The sequence below is a fragment of the Bacteroides intestinalis genome (assembly GCF_003464595.1).
GTDB classification, from domain to species: domain Bacteria; phylum Bacteroidota; class Bacteroidia; order Bacteroidales; family Bacteroidaceae; genus Bacteroides; species Bacteroides intestinalis_A.
In genome coordinates, this window is sequence record NZ_QRZF01000005.1 from 13,062 (window position 1) to 34,477 (window position 21,416).

Annotated in this window: 11 protein-coding genes; all 11 read right to left on the bottom strand. The window is 37.2% G+C overall.

Annotation, left to right across the window (positions count from 1 at the left end; genetic code table 11):
- Positions 1–28: 28 nt before the first annotated feature.
- A complete protein-coding gene (locus DWW10_RS08690; RefSeq protein WP_022393427.1) occupies positions 29–2,092 on the bottom strand; it encodes an acetate--CoA ligase family protein in 2,064 nt (687 codons plus the stop codon).
- Positions 2,093–2,550: 458 nt separating this feature from the next.
- Entirely contained in the window at positions 2,551–4,851 is a 2,301-nt protein-coding gene (locus DWW10_RS08695; protein WP_022393428.1) for a RagB/SusD family nutrient uptake outer membrane protein, read from the bottom strand.
- Positions 4,852–4,871: 20 nt separating this feature from the next.
- Entirely contained in the window at positions 4,872–8,246 is a 3,375-nt protein-coding gene (locus tag DWW10_RS08700) for a SusC/RagA family TonB-linked outer membrane protein (RefSeq protein WP_022393429.1), read from the bottom strand.
- 270 nt (positions 8,247–8,516) lie between these two features.
- Positions 8,517–9,758, bottom strand: a complete 1,242-nt coding sequence (locus DWW10_RS08705; RefSeq protein ID WP_022393430.1) for a DUF2264 domain-containing protein — start codon at positions 9,756–9,758, stop codon at positions 8,517–8,519.
- Positions 9,748–10,941 carry a glycoside hydrolase family 88 protein gene (locus DWW10_RS08710; RefSeq protein ID WP_118420819.1) on the bottom strand — a complete coding sequence of 398 codons (1,194 nt, stop codon included), beginning with the start codon at positions 10,939–10,941 and terminating at the stop codon, positions 9,748–9,750. The genes DWW10_RS08705 and DWW10_RS08710 overlap by 11 nt, the downstream gene beginning before the upstream one ends.
- Before the next feature lie 130 nt (positions 10,942–11,071).
- The gene (locus tag DWW10_RS08715; RefSeq protein ID WP_022393432.1) at positions 11,072–12,949 is read right to left on the bottom strand and encodes a family 43 glycosylhydrolase; all 1,878 of its coding nucleotides are present in this window, start codon (positions 12,947–12,949) and stop codon (positions 11,072–11,074) included.
- 24 nt (positions 12,950–12,973) lie between these two features.
- Positions 12,974–13,999 carry a glycoside hydrolase family 43 protein gene (locus DWW10_RS08720; RefSeq protein ID WP_022393433.1) on the bottom strand — a complete coding sequence of 342 codons (1,026 nt, stop codon included), beginning with the start codon at positions 13,997–13,999 and terminating at the stop codon, positions 12,974–12,976.
- A gap of 13 nt (positions 14,000–14,012) precedes the next feature.
- The gene (locus DWW10_RS08725) at positions 14,013–14,654 is read right to left on the bottom strand and encodes a hypothetical protein (RefSeq protein ID WP_022393434.1); all 642 of its coding nucleotides are present in this window, start codon (positions 14,652–14,654) and stop codon (positions 14,013–14,015) included.
- A gap of 94 nt (positions 14,655–14,748) precedes the next feature.
- Positions 14,749–16,119: a glycoside hydrolase family 43 protein gene (locus tag DWW10_RS08730; RefSeq protein ID WP_022393435.1), complete on the bottom strand. Its 1,371-nt coding sequence runs from the start codon at positions 16,117–16,119 to the stop codon at positions 14,749–14,751.
- A gap of 159 nt (positions 16,120–16,278) precedes the next feature.
- A complete protein-coding gene (locus DWW10_RS08735; protein ID WP_147350465.1) occupies positions 16,279–18,222 on the bottom strand; it encodes a rhamnogalacturonan lyase family protein in 1,944 nt (647 codons plus the stop codon).
- 26 nt (positions 18,223–18,248) lie between these two features.
- Complete coding sequence (locus DWW10_RS08740) at positions 18,249–21,185, bottom strand: glycoside hydrolase family 2 protein (RefSeq protein ID WP_409012355.1); 2,937 nt, start codon at positions 21,183–21,185, stop codon at positions 18,249–18,251.
- Between the last annotated feature and the right edge of the window lie 231 nt (positions 21,186–21,416).

Genomic DNA, 21,416 nt, shown 5'->3' on the forward strand with positions numbered 1-21,416 from the left:
TTACAAATTACGAATTACAAGTGACAAGCTACTTCTTTTCTATCCGGATACGGGCATCCACTGCAATCACATGTTTCTCCGTAGCCAAAAGCGGATTAATATCCATTTCTTTAATCTCCGTAGCAAAGCGTAGCAAAGTGGAGAGGCGTACGATAATCTCAGCAAACTTATCCTCATTCACCCCTTTCTGTCCGCGCGTTCCCTTGATAATCTTGTAAGCGCGGAGAGAATGGATCATAGAGTAAGCCTCTTCGTACGAAAGTGGTGCCAAACCGGAAGAAACGTCTTTAAGCACTTCCACAAAGATGCCACCCAAACCGCAAAGCACCACATGACCGAATTTAGCTTCATACTTGGCACCTACAAAAAGTTCCGTACCTGCCAGCATAGGTTGTACCAGTATCCCCGTCACTTCGGGAATTTGCATCATACGTTCAAATTCAAACGCCAGATGCTGTTCTCCTTTTATATTAAGCACTACGCCACCGACATCTGATTTATGAACAGGCCCCACAACCTTTGCCACCACAGGGAAACCTGTACGACGGGCAAAGGCCAGTATTTCGTCTTTATTAGAAGACACGAATTCTTCAACGATAGGAATACCGGCAGCATGAAGCAACGCCTGCACATAATGCGGTTGGATATACCCGTCTTCGGGAATAGAATCTATAATACGGCGAATACGCGGCACATCCACACCAAAGAGCTCGATCTCATTGGTAGCAGGACGGGGAGCATTCATGATACGTGACAAGGCTGTGCCCAGCGTCACTTCATCGGCAAAGTTCACATGACCTTTAGCAAGAAAAGCGGCAACTTCCGCTCCGGCGGTATTGATAGAAGGGAGAATGGGGAAGATAGGTTTACTGCAGGTCTGCATCTTCTCATGCAGCACATCGTACATTTCGAACATGGTAACCAGTCCCGGCGTACCGAAAATAGCCAAAACGGCATCTATCGTATCGAATTTCTCTTCGCAGTATTCCAGACAGAGCCGCAGATGATCGGGAGTTCCCGTAGCCAGGATATCAATCGGATTTCCTACAGCCGCACCGGGAAAGAGTTTTCCTTTCAGTTCATCTACAACCGGGCCTTCCAGTTTAGGGACATTCAGTCCGCCTTTACTCAAAGCATCGGTCAGCATCACTCCCGGACCTCCGGCATGAGTAATGATAGCGAAGTTCTTCCCTTTCAATTCCGGCAGGGTAAAGATACATCCCACTGTCGTCAGCTCTTCGCGTGAGTAGCAACGTACAATACCGGCTTTACGGAACAAAGCTTCCACTGCCGAGTCCGAACTGGCAATGGCTCCTGTATGCGAAGATGCCGCACGGCTTCCACTCTCGCTACTGCCAGCCTTGATAGCAGCAATCTTACAACCTTTCTTAATTAAAGAAGAAGCGTGGAACAACAGGCGGTCGGGATCACCGATACTTTCGATATAGAGTAATTTGATCTTAGAATCTTTGTCCGGTTGGAAGTTCTCGTCCATATATTGCAATACGTCTTCCACACCTATCTGCTTCGCATTTCCCACAGACCAAACGGAGTTGAACTGCAAACCTTTTGTTACGGCACTCTCCAGAATGAAAACGGCAGTCGCACCGGAACTGGATATCAAATCGACTCCTTGTGGATGCAGTTGCGGGATGGGTTGGCTGAACACACTATGATGCCAGGTATTCATCAGTCCAATGCAATTCGGTCCTATCAAGGAAGCTCCATACTTATTCACTGTTTCCAGAATACGGTCTTCCAGCAATGCACCCTCATGTGTCTCCTCACCAAACCCAGCGGAAAGGATGATAAACGCACGTACCTGCTTTTCAGCAGCAAGCACCTCCACAGCATCCGGGCACATCTGTGCCGGAATGGCAAGTATAGCCAAATCCGTATCGGGGATGTCCTTCACATCTGCATAAGCTGTTACACCTTGTACTTCTGTCTCTTTGGGGTTTACAGCACGGAGTTCTCCGGTATAGCCACCGTTAATAAGATTACGCAGGATGGCGCCTCCCGGCTTGTGCACATTATTGGATGCTCCCACCACTACAATACTGGCAGGACGAAGCAATTGGTTTGTTATCATAGTTTGTTCACTTTAAGTTCAGGATACAATGTGACAAATATACGTCTTTTTGTTCTATTAACGGAAGTTTATGCAAAAGTTTCATAAACCTATCTCTATTTAAAACTTTATAAGTATAAATAGAAGCCAAACATCATTCTAATAACCAATACTAAAATGATGGCAATCTGCAGGCAGACCTCCATCGATCTTTACTATTGGCTAATAATCCCCATCTACCAAAAACTCATTCGAAAATTACCTCTATAGCAGTGCATTCATACTAGACGAATTAATAAAAAGCTGCCTCTTCACAGAGCCAGCTTCTCAATTGTTTAACTAATAATTAATGAAACAGTACTGAATATACTGTCCATATCGTAATTATCCATCATTTATGAATATATATCATTAACTATTATTGATTTAAAAATCCCCCCAAATTATACTCATAAACGATAGTCTAATTCTACCATATATCAATAACCATAATTCTGATATGCTTTCTTCGCTGACTCATCTAATGGAATACCATTCTCATCAGTTAAAAGGTCAATAACAGTTTGTGCAAAAGGTTTAAATGTATGAAATGGCTTGTAAAAACCTCTACCATTTCCCGTCTGTCCTTCTCCATTAATCAGGTTATCTGATGTATCCCACAATCCTGTTAAAGAAGAAGCCATTTGTTCGTGATAAATCATACGGTCAGCTTGCCATCCTGAGTGATGCAGATTCTCGTAATAAATCATTTCATGATTCAATTCGCGAGCCAATTCATTTAACATAAAATTCACAAACCTATCTTCAGTTGTCTGTGCCGTTGCTGGATAATTCTCTAATTTGGATTGTTCCGAACTACCATCCCACCAAGTAGCATCAATCAACATATCATTGCTTGTATCTTTTTCCACACTATAAGGCCACAATTGTTCTTGAGCTGTTAGATTCTCATGTCCAGGTTGCAATCTGGCAAGGACTTCTGAACGTGTTTCACCAATTTTAAAAGCTGCACGAGCACGCACTTTGTTTATATCTTGTATAGCTGCTCCAAAATCTCCCTTCCGTCCGTAAGCTTCAGCACGTAATAAATATGTTTCTGCCAAACGGAATATAGGTATATCGCGTGTGCCACCCGAACCATTGTATGCACCACGATTTGGATCATCATATTTCAATGTTCCCGGACTTGAGGTTGTACTCTGTTTATCTAATCCCATATAAGAATTGGTATTATAAGAATACGTTCCGGAAGCTGTCTGGATAGGGACACGATAATAATATTTATTATCTTCTTTCATCCAACGGGCAAATACAACAAATGGTTGTGCCAAAGCTTCTTTAATATCTATGGCAGTTTCTTTAGTATTCTCAATATATCCGAAAGCCAAATCATTTTTTCCCATTTTATGTTCTCCGGCTACTGCTTTACGATTACCCCAAGATTCTCTGTTGTAGGTAGGCCAGATATTTTGGTTGAAATAATCAGCCATATCACTAGTCCATCTCACTGTAGCATTTCTGGAATCATCATACGCATAATAGTCTTCATTAGGTGCAGGCGTAGAAGTTGATGTCCCCCCTCGCAATCCTGTTTTAAATTCCAAGTGAAATGATTTCTGATATCTGGAATCAGCATGTTTATTTATATATAGATCATAACCAAAATCATTAGTAAGTCCAATATTAGCTACTTTTGTAGGTCCTTCCCAGAAATTATCAGGAATTCCCCATGCTGCATTTGCGTAGCCCGCTCCGAGATAAACTATAACCCGATTTCCATAACGCCCATTATCTGTTCCTGCCGGTCCATAAATACAAGTATGAATAATTTCCTTACTACTTTCGTTACTATAGTCATTTAGTGGATGTTTGAATAATGCTGCGTAGTTATCTTCCAATTCATAATAACCATGATTAATTACTTTACTTGCATAATAAATACAGGAATCCAAATCTGTACTTACACTACCTTTGTATAGTAGTCCCAAATATGATTTTTCATTCGAATTGTCAATTGTTCCATCAGCATTACGTCCATACTCGGCTGTTCCATATTTTGCTCCTTGGGCTCTCTGCAAATAGAGTTTTGCCAAGAAATGAGCAGCTGCTCCTTTCGTAGCCCTCCCATATTCATTGCCTAAATTTAATTCGGTGACATCTGGCAGATTATCATAGGCAAAACGTAAATCACCAATAATTAATTCATAGATTTCCTTAGAAGGCCGACGAACATAATGATAGTTTGAAGGTAATTCCTTAGTATATCCATCTGGAATGTATACATCGCCATATAATGTATTCAGTATATATATTACATAAGCTCTATTAAATAATACCTCTGAAAGCCTCAAATTTGCATACTTATTATCTGATACAAATTTCCCTTCTACTTCCTTATTGCGAATGGTAAGAATCGCACGGTTACAGTTATTAATAATAGGGTAATAGCCTAACAATGAATTTGACGAAAATTCACCACATAAGGCATTTGCCCAAGTTGCAATATTACCAGTTGATGCCCATAAGCCCGGTGTAAATAAGGCCTCATTAGCAGTTTTTATTGCAAAATTATCTGCACCATACAACATAGCCCTAGGTCCTTGATGATACTGTTTACTAACACGAACAGCATCATATGTTCCTACTATTAACTGTTCAAGGCCTTTCTCTGTATTAAAATAATCTTGTGTAATGGTACCTACCATCTTTTCATCCAGAAAACTATCCGTACAGGAAATCGTTCCTAATACAATTATCACATATAGAAAATATTTTTTCATCTTATTTATACAATTAATGTTTAAAAACCTATTCTCAATCCCAATACGAAACTACGTGTAAGAGCAGTGTTATTGGTTTGTCCACCAATATATTTATACTCACCATTTGAACGTCCACTGGCCTTCCATCCAGTCATATCATCTGGATTTATACCTTCTTTTACCAGATCTCCTCCGAATATAAATGGGTTTAATACCTGAGCATAAATGGAAGCACTCCCTATTCCTGCCTTTTTCAAGATATTTTCGGGAACCTGATAGGATAAAGCAATGTTACGAACAACAACCATATTGCCCTTTGTATAATTCATATAGGATGAATAATCTGTGAATGCAGTTCCTCCGCTTCGTGGCTGAGGATATCTTCCCTTCGGATTATCTTCACTCCAAACATCTGTTTCTCTACGAGCTCCATAAGTTTGCATCAGACCATAATATAAGCCTCCAAAACGACCATAGATAAAAGAGTTCAACTCCCAGTTTTTATATGTAAAGGTTGTGGTAAAACCACCCTCCCATTTGGGACGAAAGGCCCCCAAGAAATGATTATCATCATTATCTATTTTACCAAACCCATTATCCATATAAGTGATTTCTTGCTCTTGCCCATTTATAGTGATGGTTTTAGTTATAGAACCTTCTGTTCCTTTAGCTACTTCAATTAAAGGCTGATCAACAAGTTTAGCTTGTCCGGGCAACATCGTAATTCCATTCGCTTTATAGATAGCAAGTAATCTAGCATCTTCAGGAGTATTCTGCCACAAACGATCATATTTCTTTGTCCAGACTTCATCGCTTGGCTTACCGATAAACCATCCATTTGTGCGATCATCTGATTTTCCATCAGATAGTTCTACAATCTTTTCACGGTTTATCGAATAAGTAAAGTCCGTTTTCCAAGTAAAGTCTTTGGTACTTATGTTTATGGTAGAGAGTGTAAGTTCGAATCCCTTATTTTGGGTTTTTCCAATATTTGCAAGAATGGAAGTATAACCTGTCATCATTGGTATCGAACGGTTTAACAGTAAATCCGATGTTTTAGAAATATAGTATTCAAGACTACCAGTTATCCGATTATTCAGAAAACCAAAATCAAGACCAAAGTTAGCAGATGCTGTCTTTTCCCAACCTAACTGACTATTAGGAAGGATTACAGCTTTGGCTCCTACTGTATTTGTACTTATTGCCCCCTGTCCAAAAGGAATATTTGCATATGAGGAATCCATTGTCCCTCCTGTTTGGTATGGTTTGATAGAAGCATTTCCAGTTACTCCATAACCAATACGGAGCTTTAATTCATTCATCCAAACCACCCCTTTTAAAAAGTCTTCCTGACTTATTTTCCACGCCAACGCTGCAGAAGGAAAGAAATCCCATTTATTTCCTGTAGCCAAAACAGAAGCACCATCCCATCGGCCAGTAGCAGTCAGCAGATATTTATCCTTTAGGTTATAATTGAATCGTCCCATATACGAAGCGCGTTTCTGCTCTGTAAATCCTGAACCAAATGATCCTTGTGATATATCGGATTGTCCCATATTATACCAAAGTGAAGTTGGGAATTTAACTTCATACGCCCGTGCATTCAAAGACTCATTGCGATAGTATTCAGCCGACTGTAACAAAGTAAAGCCTAATGTATGAATCTTCTTAAATGTCTTGTTGACAAAAATAAGGTTTTCCAGCGTCCATGATAATTGTTGAGTATGTTTATTATATGCCACATTCGGATAAGATGCAGGAGCCCCAATAGGATTAGTAAACTCATTACTGTAATAACTACCATTACGTATATTACGATATTGAAAACCAAAATTCGTTCTCCACTTTAGCCAAGGTTGAATATCGGCTTCCACAAAGGAGTTTATCATCGCTGCATAATTACGGGTTTCATTTGTAGCTTCTTCAATATTGCGCAACACATTGTGGTGTGATGGTCCATTATCAACATACAAAATATTTCCTTCAGCATCGTACGCAGGTGCAAATGGCTCCAACCCAATCGCTACCCCATAAGAATCTTTCGATCCACTATTTCCTGAGTTGTCAATAATACCATAATTTTGTATAGAATGAGATCCATTAAAGCCAATCCCAGCTTTAAGCCAGTCTGTGGCATTCATTTCACCATTAATATTTATAGAATAGCGTTTATAATCTTGATCTTTCACTGCTGCCTGTTGATCTAGATAGGCCATAGACATATACAATCTAGATTTCTCCGTACCTGCTGAAAGTGAAATTTGATGATTCTGTGTAACAGCTGTACGTGTCACATAATCCTTCCAAGGTGTAGTAGGTATCTTTGATGAATCGTAAACAGGTACTTTACTTGCATACCCTAACACATTTATTTCATATTCAGTAGCATCTCTAAGTATAGGAGTACCATCAGCATTGAACTGAAACGCTGCATCAAAAGCAGATTTCATATAAGGATAATTAGATATCTGAAAATATTTGTCTCCGTCAACATCTGGATCTGGTGCATTACCATACTTCCCATTCGTATAATCACCTGCATTAATTGACGCCTGTCTTTTCCAATCAATCAACTCGCCTGCATTCATCCAATCTGTCATCGAATGAAGCTTGGAGAAAGTTACAGCACCATCATAATTGATACTTATCTTTCCCACTTTTCCTTTTTTCGTTGTGACCAAAATAACACCATTTGCCGCACGTGAACCATAGATAGCAGTGGCAGAAGCGTCTTTTAGGATTTCTAATGATTCAATATCATTCGGATTCACATCAGCAATAGACCCCGCTGACATCGGAATTCCATCAATAACATACAAAGGATCATTTTCTGCAGTTAATGAACGACTGCCACGAATAAGGATTTCTCCCAATTCTCCAGGACGATTATTCAATGAGATCTGAACCCCAGCAGCTTTTCCCTGCATAGCTTGTAACGCATTCTGAACAGGTCGCTCTTTGATTGTTTTTTCTGTTACACGTGTTAATGCTCCAGTAACATCGCTCTTTTTAACTGTACCATATCCAATAACAACCACTTCATCAAGTGTCTGTGAATCTTCTTGTAGAATAATTCGCATAGTTTTTTCTGGTTCAGCTTTGATTTCAAGAGACACATAACCGATATAACTGATTTGTATGGTAGCCCCTTTGGTGATATTATTCAGAGTAAAATGCCCATCAAGATCAGTAATTACTCCATTGGATGTACCTTTCATTATTACTGATGCGCCAATGATGGGTTCACCTAAAGCATCAGTCACTACACCCGTTACTGTTACATTCTGTTGAACTACTTGTATAGACATACCAGTAGCACTCAAGGGTTGTGGTGAGCCTATCAGTAAACCTGAGCAGAGTAAGATAAACAGGGGATTCCTGCTTCGGCTCTTTTTCAAAGAATTAGATGTCATAAGAATTAAATTAAAATTAATAGATTAATAATTAAAAGTCCATACTTTATTATGTATATTCATATTTAATGACACAAAAATAAAACCTAAAACAAATTATTCATTGTTCCAAGGTTGCAGGATATAAAACAAATGTTGCAATCTTATTTTTAGAGTTCTACATTATCAATCACCTCTCTTTTTGCAACGCTCGTTCTATATTCTGCAACCAAAGAAGTATGCCTATAAAACTCAAATTGCCAACCTTTGTATATGAATAATCACTGGATTCTAACGAGTTCCTTTCAATGCTTTATCGCGACCAACATCTATTCCCTTCCACGCCTTAAGATTAGTCCACTCTATATAAGGATCAGACCAAAAAGAGTGTTCAGATGACAATCCTAAGGGAAGAAAAACAACAGAACATAAATATAGACTTCCAGTATTTATATAACTTTCCGACATATTCATTTGACTCCCAGTAAACCCTACTTTCAACCATCCATCTTTATCAAAATTAGTACAAAATTCTAATTGCTGTTTAATAACAGCAGTCAAAGCACAACGTACTTGTGCGGCAGGAAGCTCATCTGGCAAAATATCCATTAGTGTAGTTTGAGATAGTGCATGGAAAACTCCAAATCGGTATACTATTGATCGTCCTACCACAGGATAAGTACCTTCGGGTGATATAAATCTCTCTAATTGTACCGCAAAACGTTGAAGTCTTTTCAGTTGAGCTTCAAAGTACACCGAACCATTCAGATTATGTTTTTTCAAGATCTTAAGCACATCTGTCAACATCGGGTGTATAACCAGACTATTATAATAATCTAGATGAAATTCCATTCCATCACCATACCAAGCGTCTCCTTTATACCATTCTTTACAAAAACGATTAACCCCGTAAAGCAATCTAGCTTCATCATATTCACCTGCAAATTCTAATAAAGTAGCTTCAATCACAGAAGCAAATAATAGCCAATTGCTTTCATACGGCTTAATAGAACGAGTTCTTTTTAATTCAGCAATAATTCGCCTTTTTGTCTCTATATCAAAATTATCCCATAATTGTTTAGGCGCCCGCAAAAGCCCCTGAGCCAAAAATGCCGCATCTACCAATGTTTGTGGATGCCGATTATCAAACGACAGATAATCACTGGAATTAGGATTGACAGCATTTTTAATCCCTGTAACTGTGAGATTTATATATTTAGCTCTCAATTTCCCTTCTTCTGTACTGTCGGGTCCCAACTCTAACCAAGGAGCTACTCCACAAACTGTTCTGCCAACAGCCTCCAAATATGACACTGTTTTTCTAAGCGAATCTGTAGACAATGACTCAAAAGGCATATTTTTTTTAAGACTACTATTACTAAGATTTGTTAAAACTGGATCTACGATCTTTATCATTGTCTCCACCCAATAAGCTCGATCTTCCGAAACAGAAAAAGTGTATGAGCATTCAGTACTACAAGCCGTAAAAAACGATACGACTATATATACAATTAGAATATTCCTAATTTTCATTTTGAAGTTTTTTAAGACGCAGTAAAGCTTCTACATAATAATAATCAGCATAAGTTAAAGGTACGTCTACTTCCGAATTCTTATTATAATTACCAGTACTATGCCTCAGTATAAAACCTCCATTAGTCCCTGGTTTTGCAAGATATGTAGAAGATGTCAACGAACGTATTTGCTCTTTCGCATATTCAAGATATTTCGGAGCCTCTATACTATTATCTAACTGACTTAATTCTATCAGTGCGGATGCTATTATAGCAGCAGCGGATGCATCTCGAACTGTATTAGGAATATCTGGTGCATTAAAATCCCAATAAGGGACTTTGTCTACAGGCATATTAGGATGGTTCATAATGAACGAAGCCACACCTCGTGCCTGTTCAAGATATTCAGATCTATTTGTCTCACGGTACATCATAGTATATCCATACAATCCCCAAGCTTGTCCCCTTGCCCAAGCCGAACTATCGGCATACCCTTGATGGGTATTCTTTGCATGAGGGATTCCAGTAATTGTATCATATGATACAACATGGTAACTACTATAATCGCTACGAAAATGGTTCTTTAATGTTGTTCTTGCATGGTTATCAGATATATTACGATAACTCTCATTTTGACTCTCCTTTGCCATGAACAATAAAAATTCAAGATTCATCATATTGTCAATAATAACAGGAAATTGCCATTCACTACTTGACTCCCATGATTTGATAGCCAAAACAGTTTTATCATAACGAGTAACAAGCGATTGTGCACCTGTTTTCATCACATCAAGATAATGAGAATTACCCGTAAGTCTATAACCGTTACCAAAACTACAATAAAGCATAAATCCGAGATCATGATTATTCGTTATTTTCTTTGCCTCTTCCACACGTTCTGTATACATCTCGGCATATTTCCTTATTTCATCCATGGGATTATTCTCATACAGATACCACAGTACACCGGGGAAAAAACCAGAAATCCAAGCTCTGTAAGAAGAAGTCTTTATTTCATTATCTTCATATGTGCGAGGCAGCTGTCCTTCTCTACGGGAAACTTCTTTAGCAAGAAACAAGGTTTGTTCAGTGGCCACTGTAAGTCCATATTCTATAACCTCAGAAAGAGGCTCCTGTTTAACATTACCACATGATATTAAAAGTATAGCCATACTTATAATACATAAAATTGGAATTTTCATTTTCAAATGTTTCAATTTGTAATTCAGAATCCAAATAAAATAATTGATATTTTTTTTCTCAGTCATAATCTTTAATAATATTACTCTCATTTAACTATAAATCTCATGTAAACTATTGCTTTTGTCCTCATTAAAGTGTAGGTTCTACTGGAAGTATTCTTCCATCTTTATCAAATTCCATTTTATCAATACAAATCTCACGATAATACCCTGCCATACGCCCCATTTTTACACCTTCAGGACGGGTAAATCTATGGTAAACGATATACCATTCATCTTTCCCTTGAATTTGAAGTACTGAATTATGTCCTGTAGCGTAGATCCCCTTATCAGGTCTTTTATGAAGTATAATGTTATGTTTGGGTGTATTTATTGGACCAATAGGCGATGTTGAAGTTCCATAACGAACCTGATAATCCTCACTACGAGTATCGTTTTCTGACCATAAAAAGTAATATAATCCATTGCGATAAAAAACATATAATCCTTCGCGAAAATAGGGTGGAGTAATTACTCTCAAGGTTTCTTTCTTATAAGAAACCATATCCTCGTTTAACTCAACTACAGCACAATATCCATTACCCCAATACAAATATTTTTTTCCAGAGATAGGATCATGAAATACATCAGGGTCTATTTCTGCCCCACGATTAATGCCTTCAGGTTTCCAATCGATAAGAGGTTTACCTAAATCAGTAAATGGACCTGTCGGTTCTTTAGCAGTTGCTACACCTATTTTTCCATCTCCTGTATAATAATAATAATAATTATATTCTTCCTTTTCTCCTTTCTTTTCAATAATACACGGTGCCCAAGCTTTTTTTTGAGCCCATAACACATCCTTTTTCAAATCAAGTATTACCCCCTCATCTTTCCAATCTTTCAGATTCTCAGATGAGAATACTTTAAAATAGTCTCCATCCCAATTTTTATGTCCATCACTGGTAGGATAAATGTAATACTTATTTGTTTTATGAGCATAAAGAATCTCAGGATCAGCATAATACCCATTTATAACAGGATTATTTCCATTGACAGGAGCCACTCCTTCTGTTGTCATAATAACACGTTTCATTGTACCATCCAGATTATAATGTAAACTATCTACACACACTGACCGTGTGTGAGGTGAACCGCCTCGCTGATGACTTCCATTGTGATAAAAAAAATACCACTGACCTTTAAATTCGACGATAGATTGATGATTGGTGCTGGAGTTTCCTGCAATTTCATTCAAGATGCCTTTGTATTCCCAAGGGCCTTCTATGTTGTCGGCCATGGCATAAGCTATTTTTTCTGGTAATCCGGATGCGTATGACAAATAATATTTATTATTATATTTATGAACCCATGACGCCTCCTCAAATTCAAAACCATCAAACAACACTTGTTTTATTTCTCCATCTATTTCTATCATATTATCTTTCAACTTTGCATAATAGCACTGTCCATTGCCCCAGAACAGCCATGCAACACCATTATCATCTACAAATACGGAAGGATCTATACATGCCCAACGATGTTTTGATGCAAAACAATCATCTTTTGTCAGTAATGGTTTCCCAATTGCATCTTTATATGGACCTTCAGGGCGGTCACTTACAGCTACTCCAATTCCTGAACCATCAGTACTAATATACCAATAATATTTACCATTTCTATTTATTACCTGTGCAGCATAGGCTCTACCTGTTTCATCCCATGTAAAATCAGATACTTTCAGTGGAATAGGATACTCAGTCCAATTTTTCAGATCGGTGGTTGAGAATACACGCCAATCTTTCAAAATCATCTTTTTATTTTTTTCTCCCACATCATGTCCAGTAAACAACCACAAAGTATCTCCAACCACCAAAGCTGCCGGATCAGGTGTAAATCGATGGGACACAATTGGGTTCCCATTTGATTGAAACATAAAAATACTATCAGATTGAGCTAATATTGAATTGTCCACACTTATCACAATAACTAAAAATATATAAGAAAATAATTTCATTTTTGCTTTCATTGTCTTAACTACTTTTTTGATTAATTAGAAGCCCCCCCATTTTTTTTTCAAACGATTAAGTTCTTTCTCAGTAATGCTGATAACACTTCCATGACGCGGATTAAAATCTTTTGTAAAAGATTCCTGTTTTGAAGTAAAATTATACAAATTAATAGAGCGTTGAAATTCATAACGTCCACTTGAATATAAGTCATACATAAGAATGTATTCATTAGAATTATTCAATTTGAATACACTAGAACCTTCTACATTTGTTCGGGAATCATGATATACATCCAAGTAATCAAAATATTCTGTCCATGGACCTTGTAAAGTTTTAGCCGTAGCTTGTTTTATCCCACTTTTAAACTGTTTCCCGTTTTCATCTTTTGAATTTCCTTTAAAAAAAAGGTGATAAGTATCATCTTTATAAACTATATCAGCATCTATTCCACCATCTTTCGGACTAAACATCAATACTGGTTCATTTTCAAACCCTGTAAAATCATTGTTTGCATAAGCACAATAGAAATCAAGTTTATCATTTTCATAATATTTAATCGTAAAATAAATCAGATATTTACCAACTACTGGATCATAAATAGTTTGTGGTGCCCACATCCATTTTGCATTGGAGAATTTTTCTGGATAAGCTTTAGACAAATCAATCGTAGACGATTCCCAATTGATCAAATCATCTGATTTTAACATCACAATTCCAGGATTTGCTCCCCAACCATTTTTTGCCGTTGACATATCCGTCATTACCATATAGAACATCCTCCCTTTTTCACCTCGTAAAATATGCGGATCTCTAATACCACCTGATTGCGATATATCATCCGAATTTAATATTGGTTCATTGTTATTCAAGGCTTTCCAGTTTACTGCATCATAACTTATGGCGAACCGAATTTGCTCCTGTTCCTTTCGCTCCCCTACAACACCTTCAAAATAAGCGAACAAATATCCTATATATCCATTCTTATCTTTATTTCCTTTTGCTGATAGTGATAATGAAATGGTAGTAAAAATAAATACTACAATAACTATTTGTTTGGGTTTATACATATATATTTATAGTTTATGAGTTTATACAGTCCGCTCGCATGTGGTCTGATAAATTAGGAAAAATATTGAAAAAATTTCCTATATTCTTTCCTGTCCACATCTCAACTACCTCATAAATGGTGTAATTATCACGTAACCACTTACATTGAAACTCGGTCGAGTAAATTTGATCAGCAGTAATACCATCAGTTCTTTTTATAGGAAGTCCCTTTTCGACTGCATATTTGGGAATTCCTCGCATAATATGTATTCCAAACTTCAGCCCTTTGCTATGAACATAATCGGCCAAACTCTTGAAACCTTTTCCTTGTATAGCCGAATGGAAACGGTTCTGTGCAAGCTGATAGCGTCCGTATTTGTCTAGAACATAGATAGGATTTTTTTGATTATAATTCGTTCCTTTTTCGTTTTCAACAAACCAGCGAATATCAACAACAATATATTCCCATCTATACTCCTTTAGTTTTTCTGCCATACAGTCAGAATTTTTCACTGCTGCCTCATCAACTTGTGTTCCATAACAATCCCAACTATTCCATCCCACAGGAGGAGTCTGTGCCCATTGTTTAAACTCTCCTTTGGAAAAGTAGTCTTCTTTTTGATTACCACACGCGCATAATAAACAAAAGAGTATCAGTATATAATACAAATTCATAAAATATCAATTAAAAAAATCGTTTAATATATATCTTCTTTATTCAAAGAATTATTAAAAAAAATCCTCTACTTATATAATATACCTATTCCACTTACCTACCCCATTTCTTCTTTAAATTTATATACTCCTCTTCTGTTATTCCAATGATACTACCATGACGTTTTCTCAATTTTCCGAAATCATATTGATCTCTTGTGTAAAGCTGCCATTTCGTACCAGTAGTATCCGAGATTTCTGTCGTTGTAATCGGAATATATCCAAGACCTGGTTTTTGATAATTATCAGAATAAAGTCCATATATATCTTCATCATTAAATTTAAAAAGCTGAGGACCTTCTATAAGCTTTCCTCTCAGCTCAACATTCGTATCTGCCCAATATTTCAAATATCCATTCATCCTTTTATGTAGATTAGTCAAATCTGAAATAGTCTTCCATTCTCCCAAAATATAATCTGCCTTTTCAATCGACATGAGCCCATCTGCTGAAACTCTATAGTATTTTCCGTCAGAAGCCTGAATCATACTTGTGTCAATAATATCTCCAGGAGTTCTGTCAATATAGATTTCTCCAGGGGTAAAATGTACAAAATCTCTTGTTCGTGAATAAAACACTTTATAACGTCTTCCCGACAGCGTTGCAGGATAATCTGGATATATTCTAGATGTCCAAAAAACTACATATTCCCCTGTCAATTCGTCAAAAATGGCTTCTGGTGCATACACACATCCCAAATGATATCCATTTTTTTCAATAAAAGCTCGTGCTCCCAAATCTGCGAGACGTGGTTCTGACCAATTTATGAGATCTGGAGATTCCCATACAACCATATATAAACTTCCTTTCTCTGTCTCAAAGCCTTGGGTTTGCACTCTTAAGTCTGTTGCAATAAGATAGAATTTATCTCCTTCATAAGAACGGATAATATAGGGATCTCTAACCCCCATATTCCCTACTGTTGATTCTAGAATAGGCTTTCCAGCATTCAAATCAGTAAAATGAAGTGGATCTTTCCCAACTGCAAAATAAATTTGTTCCTCTCTATTAGAAGGGAAAAAAGGAAAGATATAGGCATTTAACTTCTTTTTCTGAGGTTTAGCCTTTACTGTCACATGGAATATTTTAGTATCCTTCAGCCCATCTAAATTAATTGTTGCAGTCAAAACTACTTTTGTATCCCTCTCTTGCCGTATCACAATGCCTGCTGGAACAATCTTGTAAGCTTCAACGCCCATATTATTTAACAGAATATCTTTATCTGAGATCACTTTTGGATGGGAACTATTCCATACAATAGATGCTCCATCTTTTTCAGGCAATAAAGTTATATTCCCGCGGATATCATCTTCATTTGGAATAATTAAGGACGCTTTAATATTTTCCATTTTTACTTGTAAATTATTACTAAAAACAGGTGAAAATATTAGAAGAAAAAATATGGTACTATAGATAAATGTTTTCATGTTTAAAAGAACTAATTTTAAATAACATATACTGCGCCTCATTATAATATATAAATTATTTTATACTTATAAATCAAACTGTTATCTTTATATCTGAATTGTTTTTCTTTTTGGAGTTTTCATTGTCTGTCTATAAAGGCATCTTCCTCATACAAACATCTATTTTTGCACCTTCTCTATAAGATCCGAGCCAAGATAATAGCCTAAATGATTGGGAGAGTTATATCCCACATTCTGATGCATAGTACATCTATAATACAAATCATCACTCATCAAATAGGGAAATTTATATTCTGTCGGATACCATGTTGAGAAGATCATCAATTCTGTACTTCCCGGTAAAGGACGTTTATTAAATTCTATACCACTCGAATGTCTACGAGCTATAATTATTTCTTCACGCCAATCACCAAGTATATCTCCCATGAAAGCCACATTATTTTTGGAACCGTTTGCACAGGCAACATCAAAAGGAATCATAGAAAACACTTGCACATTTCCTCCATCGCGATTATACTGATTGACAGCTCTATTATCGAAAAGCTGACGATTAAGCGACCCAGTCCACCAGATAGGAAAGTTTACCATTGTTGCTTTCTCCGCACCTGTTGGATTACCATTAATATCATACACTATACGATCGTATACCCATGCTTCACAGCCAGGAGATTTGGGATCAATATCGGCAATCAAAGCTCTTCCTTCATCACCAGGTTCATCTCCTACCAATGCCCATATCTGCTCACCCGTATGTGCATCTCTTAATGAAGCTCTTGTCAAACCACTCTCATAACATTGGTAAACCTGCAATCCCGATCTGTTCGGATCGAATTTGCCGACATGAAGCATATCTCCATGCCCCAGTTTGGTGGTATATAAACCTTTTCCATCGTGATCAATAGCACATGCACCGTATGTAATTTCGTCGAAGCCATCACCATCTACATCAGCTACAGCCAGTTGATGATTACCTTGTCCAGCATAGTCCTTATAATATTTATTGTTAGCATCGGTGTCAAATCTCCATAATTTATCCATTTTCTTGCCTGCTCCGTTATATTCCCAAGCTTCCATTACTATTTTACCGTATGTACCTCGGCAAGCTACTACTTGCCATTTATTACCTGATTTAAGTTTGGCGCCCGCAAGTCTCAAACTATTAGCACGTTTAAAGTAATTATCACCCCATTCTTCGCTTGTTCCTATAGCTATATAGGGGGTTCGCGCAAGTTCACTACCTGTCATACCGTCTATGATAGATACAAATTCGGGAGCTTCGCGATTATAATAACCTGCTCTTGCATAGTTTACCTTATCATCACCATTAGTATCACCGATGTATTTACCATCACCAAAATAAGTTCCTTCAGACGTACGAATAGCGATTTCATCTTTCCCATCACCATCAAAATCTGCAGCAATAAACACACAGGCGTTATTGTGCGGAATATTTGTCCCAAACACCACTCTCCAAATAAATGATCCATTTAATTTGTAAGCTTCGAGTATAGCATAGCTTTGAGGTACAATCCCCTTTTCGTATCCATAGGCATGGCGTACAACTAATATTTCATAATCTCCATCACCGTCAAGGTCGGCTACACCACCATCATTAATGATGTATTCTGGCACATCATTGATACGCGTATCAGAAGCCGTTTCTCGAAGAAAGATAGATACATAAGGCCGTTTATTCTTTATCTGATCTACCGATATGGTATAAGTATCCAACACTTCATTACTTCCATGATAACAGAGTTTATACGTATTATCGCTCGAATAATCAATATAATTATCAGGTACCTGAAAGTTAGTGGAATTAATAATAGGCTGTTTATTCATTTTATCCCAACCCAAAAAACTCTTATAATACACATCAAAAGCAGTTTCAGCTGTATCATCAGGGAACATTCTCCAACTTAATAACAGTTTTGAATAACTACCTTTTAGTGTATCAATATTAGTCAATTGTCCCATACTTTCATCAGCGATAGAGCCCCACAGATGGCGTTTACGGTTTTCGATATCCGATTTGCAAGCTATAAAACACACAGGAAGGACAAAACTTAGACAATAAACCAATAGTTTCAATATTTTCTTCATTTTCATGTATCATTAAAGTTAATAATTTATCTATTCAGCGTTTCCAAGAACTCAACTTCCACAATCCGAAGCTCATTGTTTGTCTGATCCCCTCCTTTTGCTTTGAATAAATCCAGCTCTCCTGCTTTGGGTTCAACCACTTCAATAATTTGTCCAAAAGCATCAGCATCATGCGTCGCGCCTTTTAAACGTATGGTTATTGTTTTTGTCCTAATCGGCTTTACAAATAAATGCACATAGCCAAGGCTCCTTTCCGTATTACCACTCCAAATCAGCTTGTCTCCTGCAAAGATCTCCAACGGATAGGAACGCTGTCTCCATCCTGTAAGTTTAATACAAATGTCATCTATCTCTGCATATCGCTCTAATTGATATGTAATCCATGCCGTACTTAATCGCCCGTCATTTTTCCACTCACTAAGTTCATTATCATCATAACTATTAACAGTGGTTTCAGTATTTACTCCGGCAATAGCAGATTTCACTTTTACATCCACCTTTGTATCTTGATAAGATGGAGTTAATGGCGTTTCGCCTAGATCAAATCGGCTAGGAAGTTTCTCATTCGGGAAGAATGTACTAAGTCCGTTTCTTACTTCTACAGGTATGGAATTGAATGACACCTCTTGTGTTCCCAATCCTTTAGCCTGAGCTTTCAATGTGATTTTTCCAGCCACGTCAGTCATCCGTATCAACACTCTACTAATACCACATTCTACAGGCAATTCTTTAGCTAACACATAATTATCTTCAGCTTGGGCAATACCTCCCCGCCATTCCGCCGGACCTTGCAAATCAAATTTTATCATATCATTAGCAAGAGGACATCTATTTCCATTACTGTCCACAACTTCTACTTGTACTATCGCAATATCGGCTCCATCAGCATATATACCGTTGGGACCATGCATCAAAGTAAGTTTCAATCGTTGGGGTTCTCCTATAGTTGCAATTGAATAACTGCTAAGTTCTTTATTGTTTTCATCATAACTTACAGCTTTAATAACCCCTTTTTCCCACTGTATACTGTCAAATGTGAAAAGGAATTCATAATCACGTTTACCAAAACCTTTTGATTTACCATTAACGAATAACTCCACCTTATCCCCTGATGAAACAACATATACAGGTTTTATTACTTCAGGTGTGTAATTCCAATGCCCGATAATATAGGTACTTTCATTTTCTACATCTACCCAACCGTTCCACATTACTTTATGAGCAAAAAAGCCATCTTTCGGGATCCTTAGCGGATCAACAACACCACTACGTCGATAGTTTTCAGCCCCACGTCCATAGGTCTGTGTGTCAGAAAAAACGATCTTCGCCCCACCAGAATTAACACGTCTTCCTGTCCCTGGACGTTCACGGTAAAAATCATACCAACGGCGCACAAACTCAACAGTCAACATATCCTGATTTTGATTGTATGCACTAGCATCTGCATTTTTATGTAATGGTCCATCTCCTTGTTTATGGAAAGGATAACTGTATTCATCCCAATATTTACGCAAACCTTCATCTCGGCAATATTCTGTTTGTACCATAGGATGACATTCACTCTTATTTACATAAAGCATTTCGCCTCCATATTCCGACTCACGGATATCTAACATTTCACGTGAACCGATTGCCCGCCCTCCATAAGGGTCATATTTATCACGTATAGCAATCATTTCAATCATGTGCTCTCTACTGATTGACTCGTTTCCGGATTCATAAAATATAACACTTGGGTTATTTCGATAATAAATGATTACATCTCGCATCAACTCAGTACGCTGTTCCCAACGACGATCAAAGACATCTTTCTCCGCATCACCAGCAGGAAGCATCTGAAGTACTCCAACCCTATCACATGATTCCACATCTTGTTTCCAAGCGGCAACATGCATCCAACGAAATAGATTTGCATTATGCTCAATCATCAAACCATTAGAATAATCACTCATCCAAGGGGGAACAGACATACCTACTCCCGGCCATTCATTGCTGGTACGCTGTGCGTATCCTTTCATCTGAAGAACACGCTCGTTCAACCAAATCTTACCATTTGCAAACCGTGTTTTTCGGAATCCAGTTCTGGTAACAACTTCATCAATAACTTTATTATTTACAATCAACTTTGTCTTTACATTGTACAAATAGCCATATCCCCAACTCCAGAAATGCAATCCGGAAAAATCAGAAGATGCTTTCACAGTCACCGTTTGATTTGGTTGTATCACAACAGGTTCGCTATTAAAAGTACCAACTAATTTATTGTCATAATCATACACTTCTACTTCATAATTCACATTCATTACCTTATCGTGTTCATTGCGGATTTCCGACTCGGCATTGATGACAGCCTTACGACTTTTCACCTGTATGTCAGTAGCATAAATATAAACGCCTGTTGTTCGTAGGTTACTGTATAATGGAAATGTCTGATATAATTTATCAGTAATATGTAACCATACATTTTTAGGTATACCACCATAGTTGGCATTAAAATTTATATCATTCCATTGAAAACCACTACCTGTGCTTCTTTCCTTATAACGCCAATCGTTATCAACTCTTAATGCAATAACATTCTCTCCTTCGAAATTTAAGTAAGGTGTCAAATCAAACCCAAAAGCCATCACCCCATTCTCATGTAATCCTATATATTTACCATTAAGCCATAAATCAGCAGCTTGACGTACCCCTTCAAATTCAATAAATACTTTTTTTCCCTTAGCAGTTTTGGGTAATTTGAAATGCTTACGATACCAAGCAATAGTATCCGTCATATATTTAATGTTTACCTTATATGATTCGTCCTCATTAAAGGCACGAGGCAGAGTTATTTTCTCCCAATCCTTATCGAAATAATTGTTTTGCTCGGCTCCTTTAGAATCTCCAATATTCAATAGCCATTGCGAATTAAAATTGTATTTCTCTCTATTACTAGCTAACGCAGTTGTAGATACCAACATAAAAGCTAACAACAAATTTACTAATCTTTGCTTTCTCATACCTTACAATGTATATAATTATATTATTAAATAAATCTCCCAATATTATTCCGTCGATGAAATTATTCGAAAGCAAAGTAAGCGAATTGAAGTTTATGAGTATGGTTGTTTCGTTGCAAGATATACAACAACCGTTGCAAAAAGAAAAAATATTGATGACATAAATCGGCAAGAACGAAGTTGCAACATGCG

Coding starts and splice junctions, on each gene's coding strand:
- DWW10_RS08700 (WP_022393429.1), bottom strand. CDS start 8,246: ATGACATCTAATTCTTTGAAAAAGAGCCGAAGCAGGAATCCCCTGTTT.
- DWW10_RS08730 (WP_022393435.1), bottom strand. CDS start 16,119: ATGAAAACATTTATCTATAGTACCATATTTTTTCTTCTAATATTTTCA.
- DWW10_RS08695 (WP_022393428.1), bottom strand. CDS start 4,851: ATGAAAAAATATTTTCTATATGTGATAATTGTATTAGGAACGATTTCC.
- DWW10_RS08740 (WP_409012355.1), bottom strand. CDS start 21,185: ATGTTGGTATCTACAACTGCGTTAGCTAGTAATAGAGAGAAATACAAT.
- DWW10_RS08715 (WP_022393432.1), bottom strand. CDS start 12,949: ATGAAAGCAAAAATGAAATTATTTTCTTATATATTTTTAGTTATTGTG.
- DWW10_RS08690 (WP_022393427.1), bottom strand. CDS start 2,092: ATGATAACAAACCAATTGCTTCGTCCTGCCAGTATTGTAGTGGTGGGA.
- DWW10_RS08720 (WP_022393433.1), bottom strand. CDS start 13,999: ATGTATAAACCCAAACAAATAGTTATTGTAGTATTTATTTTTACTACC.
- DWW10_RS08710 (WP_118420819.1), bottom strand. CDS start 10,941: ATGAAAATTCCAATTTTATGTATTATAAGTATGGCTATACTTTTAATA.
- DWW10_RS08725 (WP_022393434.1), bottom strand. CDS start 14,654: ATGAATTTGTATTATATACTGATACTCTTTTGTTTATTATGCGCGTGT.
- DWW10_RS08735 (WP_147350465.1), bottom strand. CDS start 18,222: ATGAAGAAAATATTGAAACTATTGGTTTATTGTCTAAGTTTTGTCCTT.
- DWW10_RS08705 (WP_022393430.1), bottom strand. CDS start 9,758: ATGAAAATTAGGAATATTCTAATTGTATATATAGTCGTATCGTTTTTT.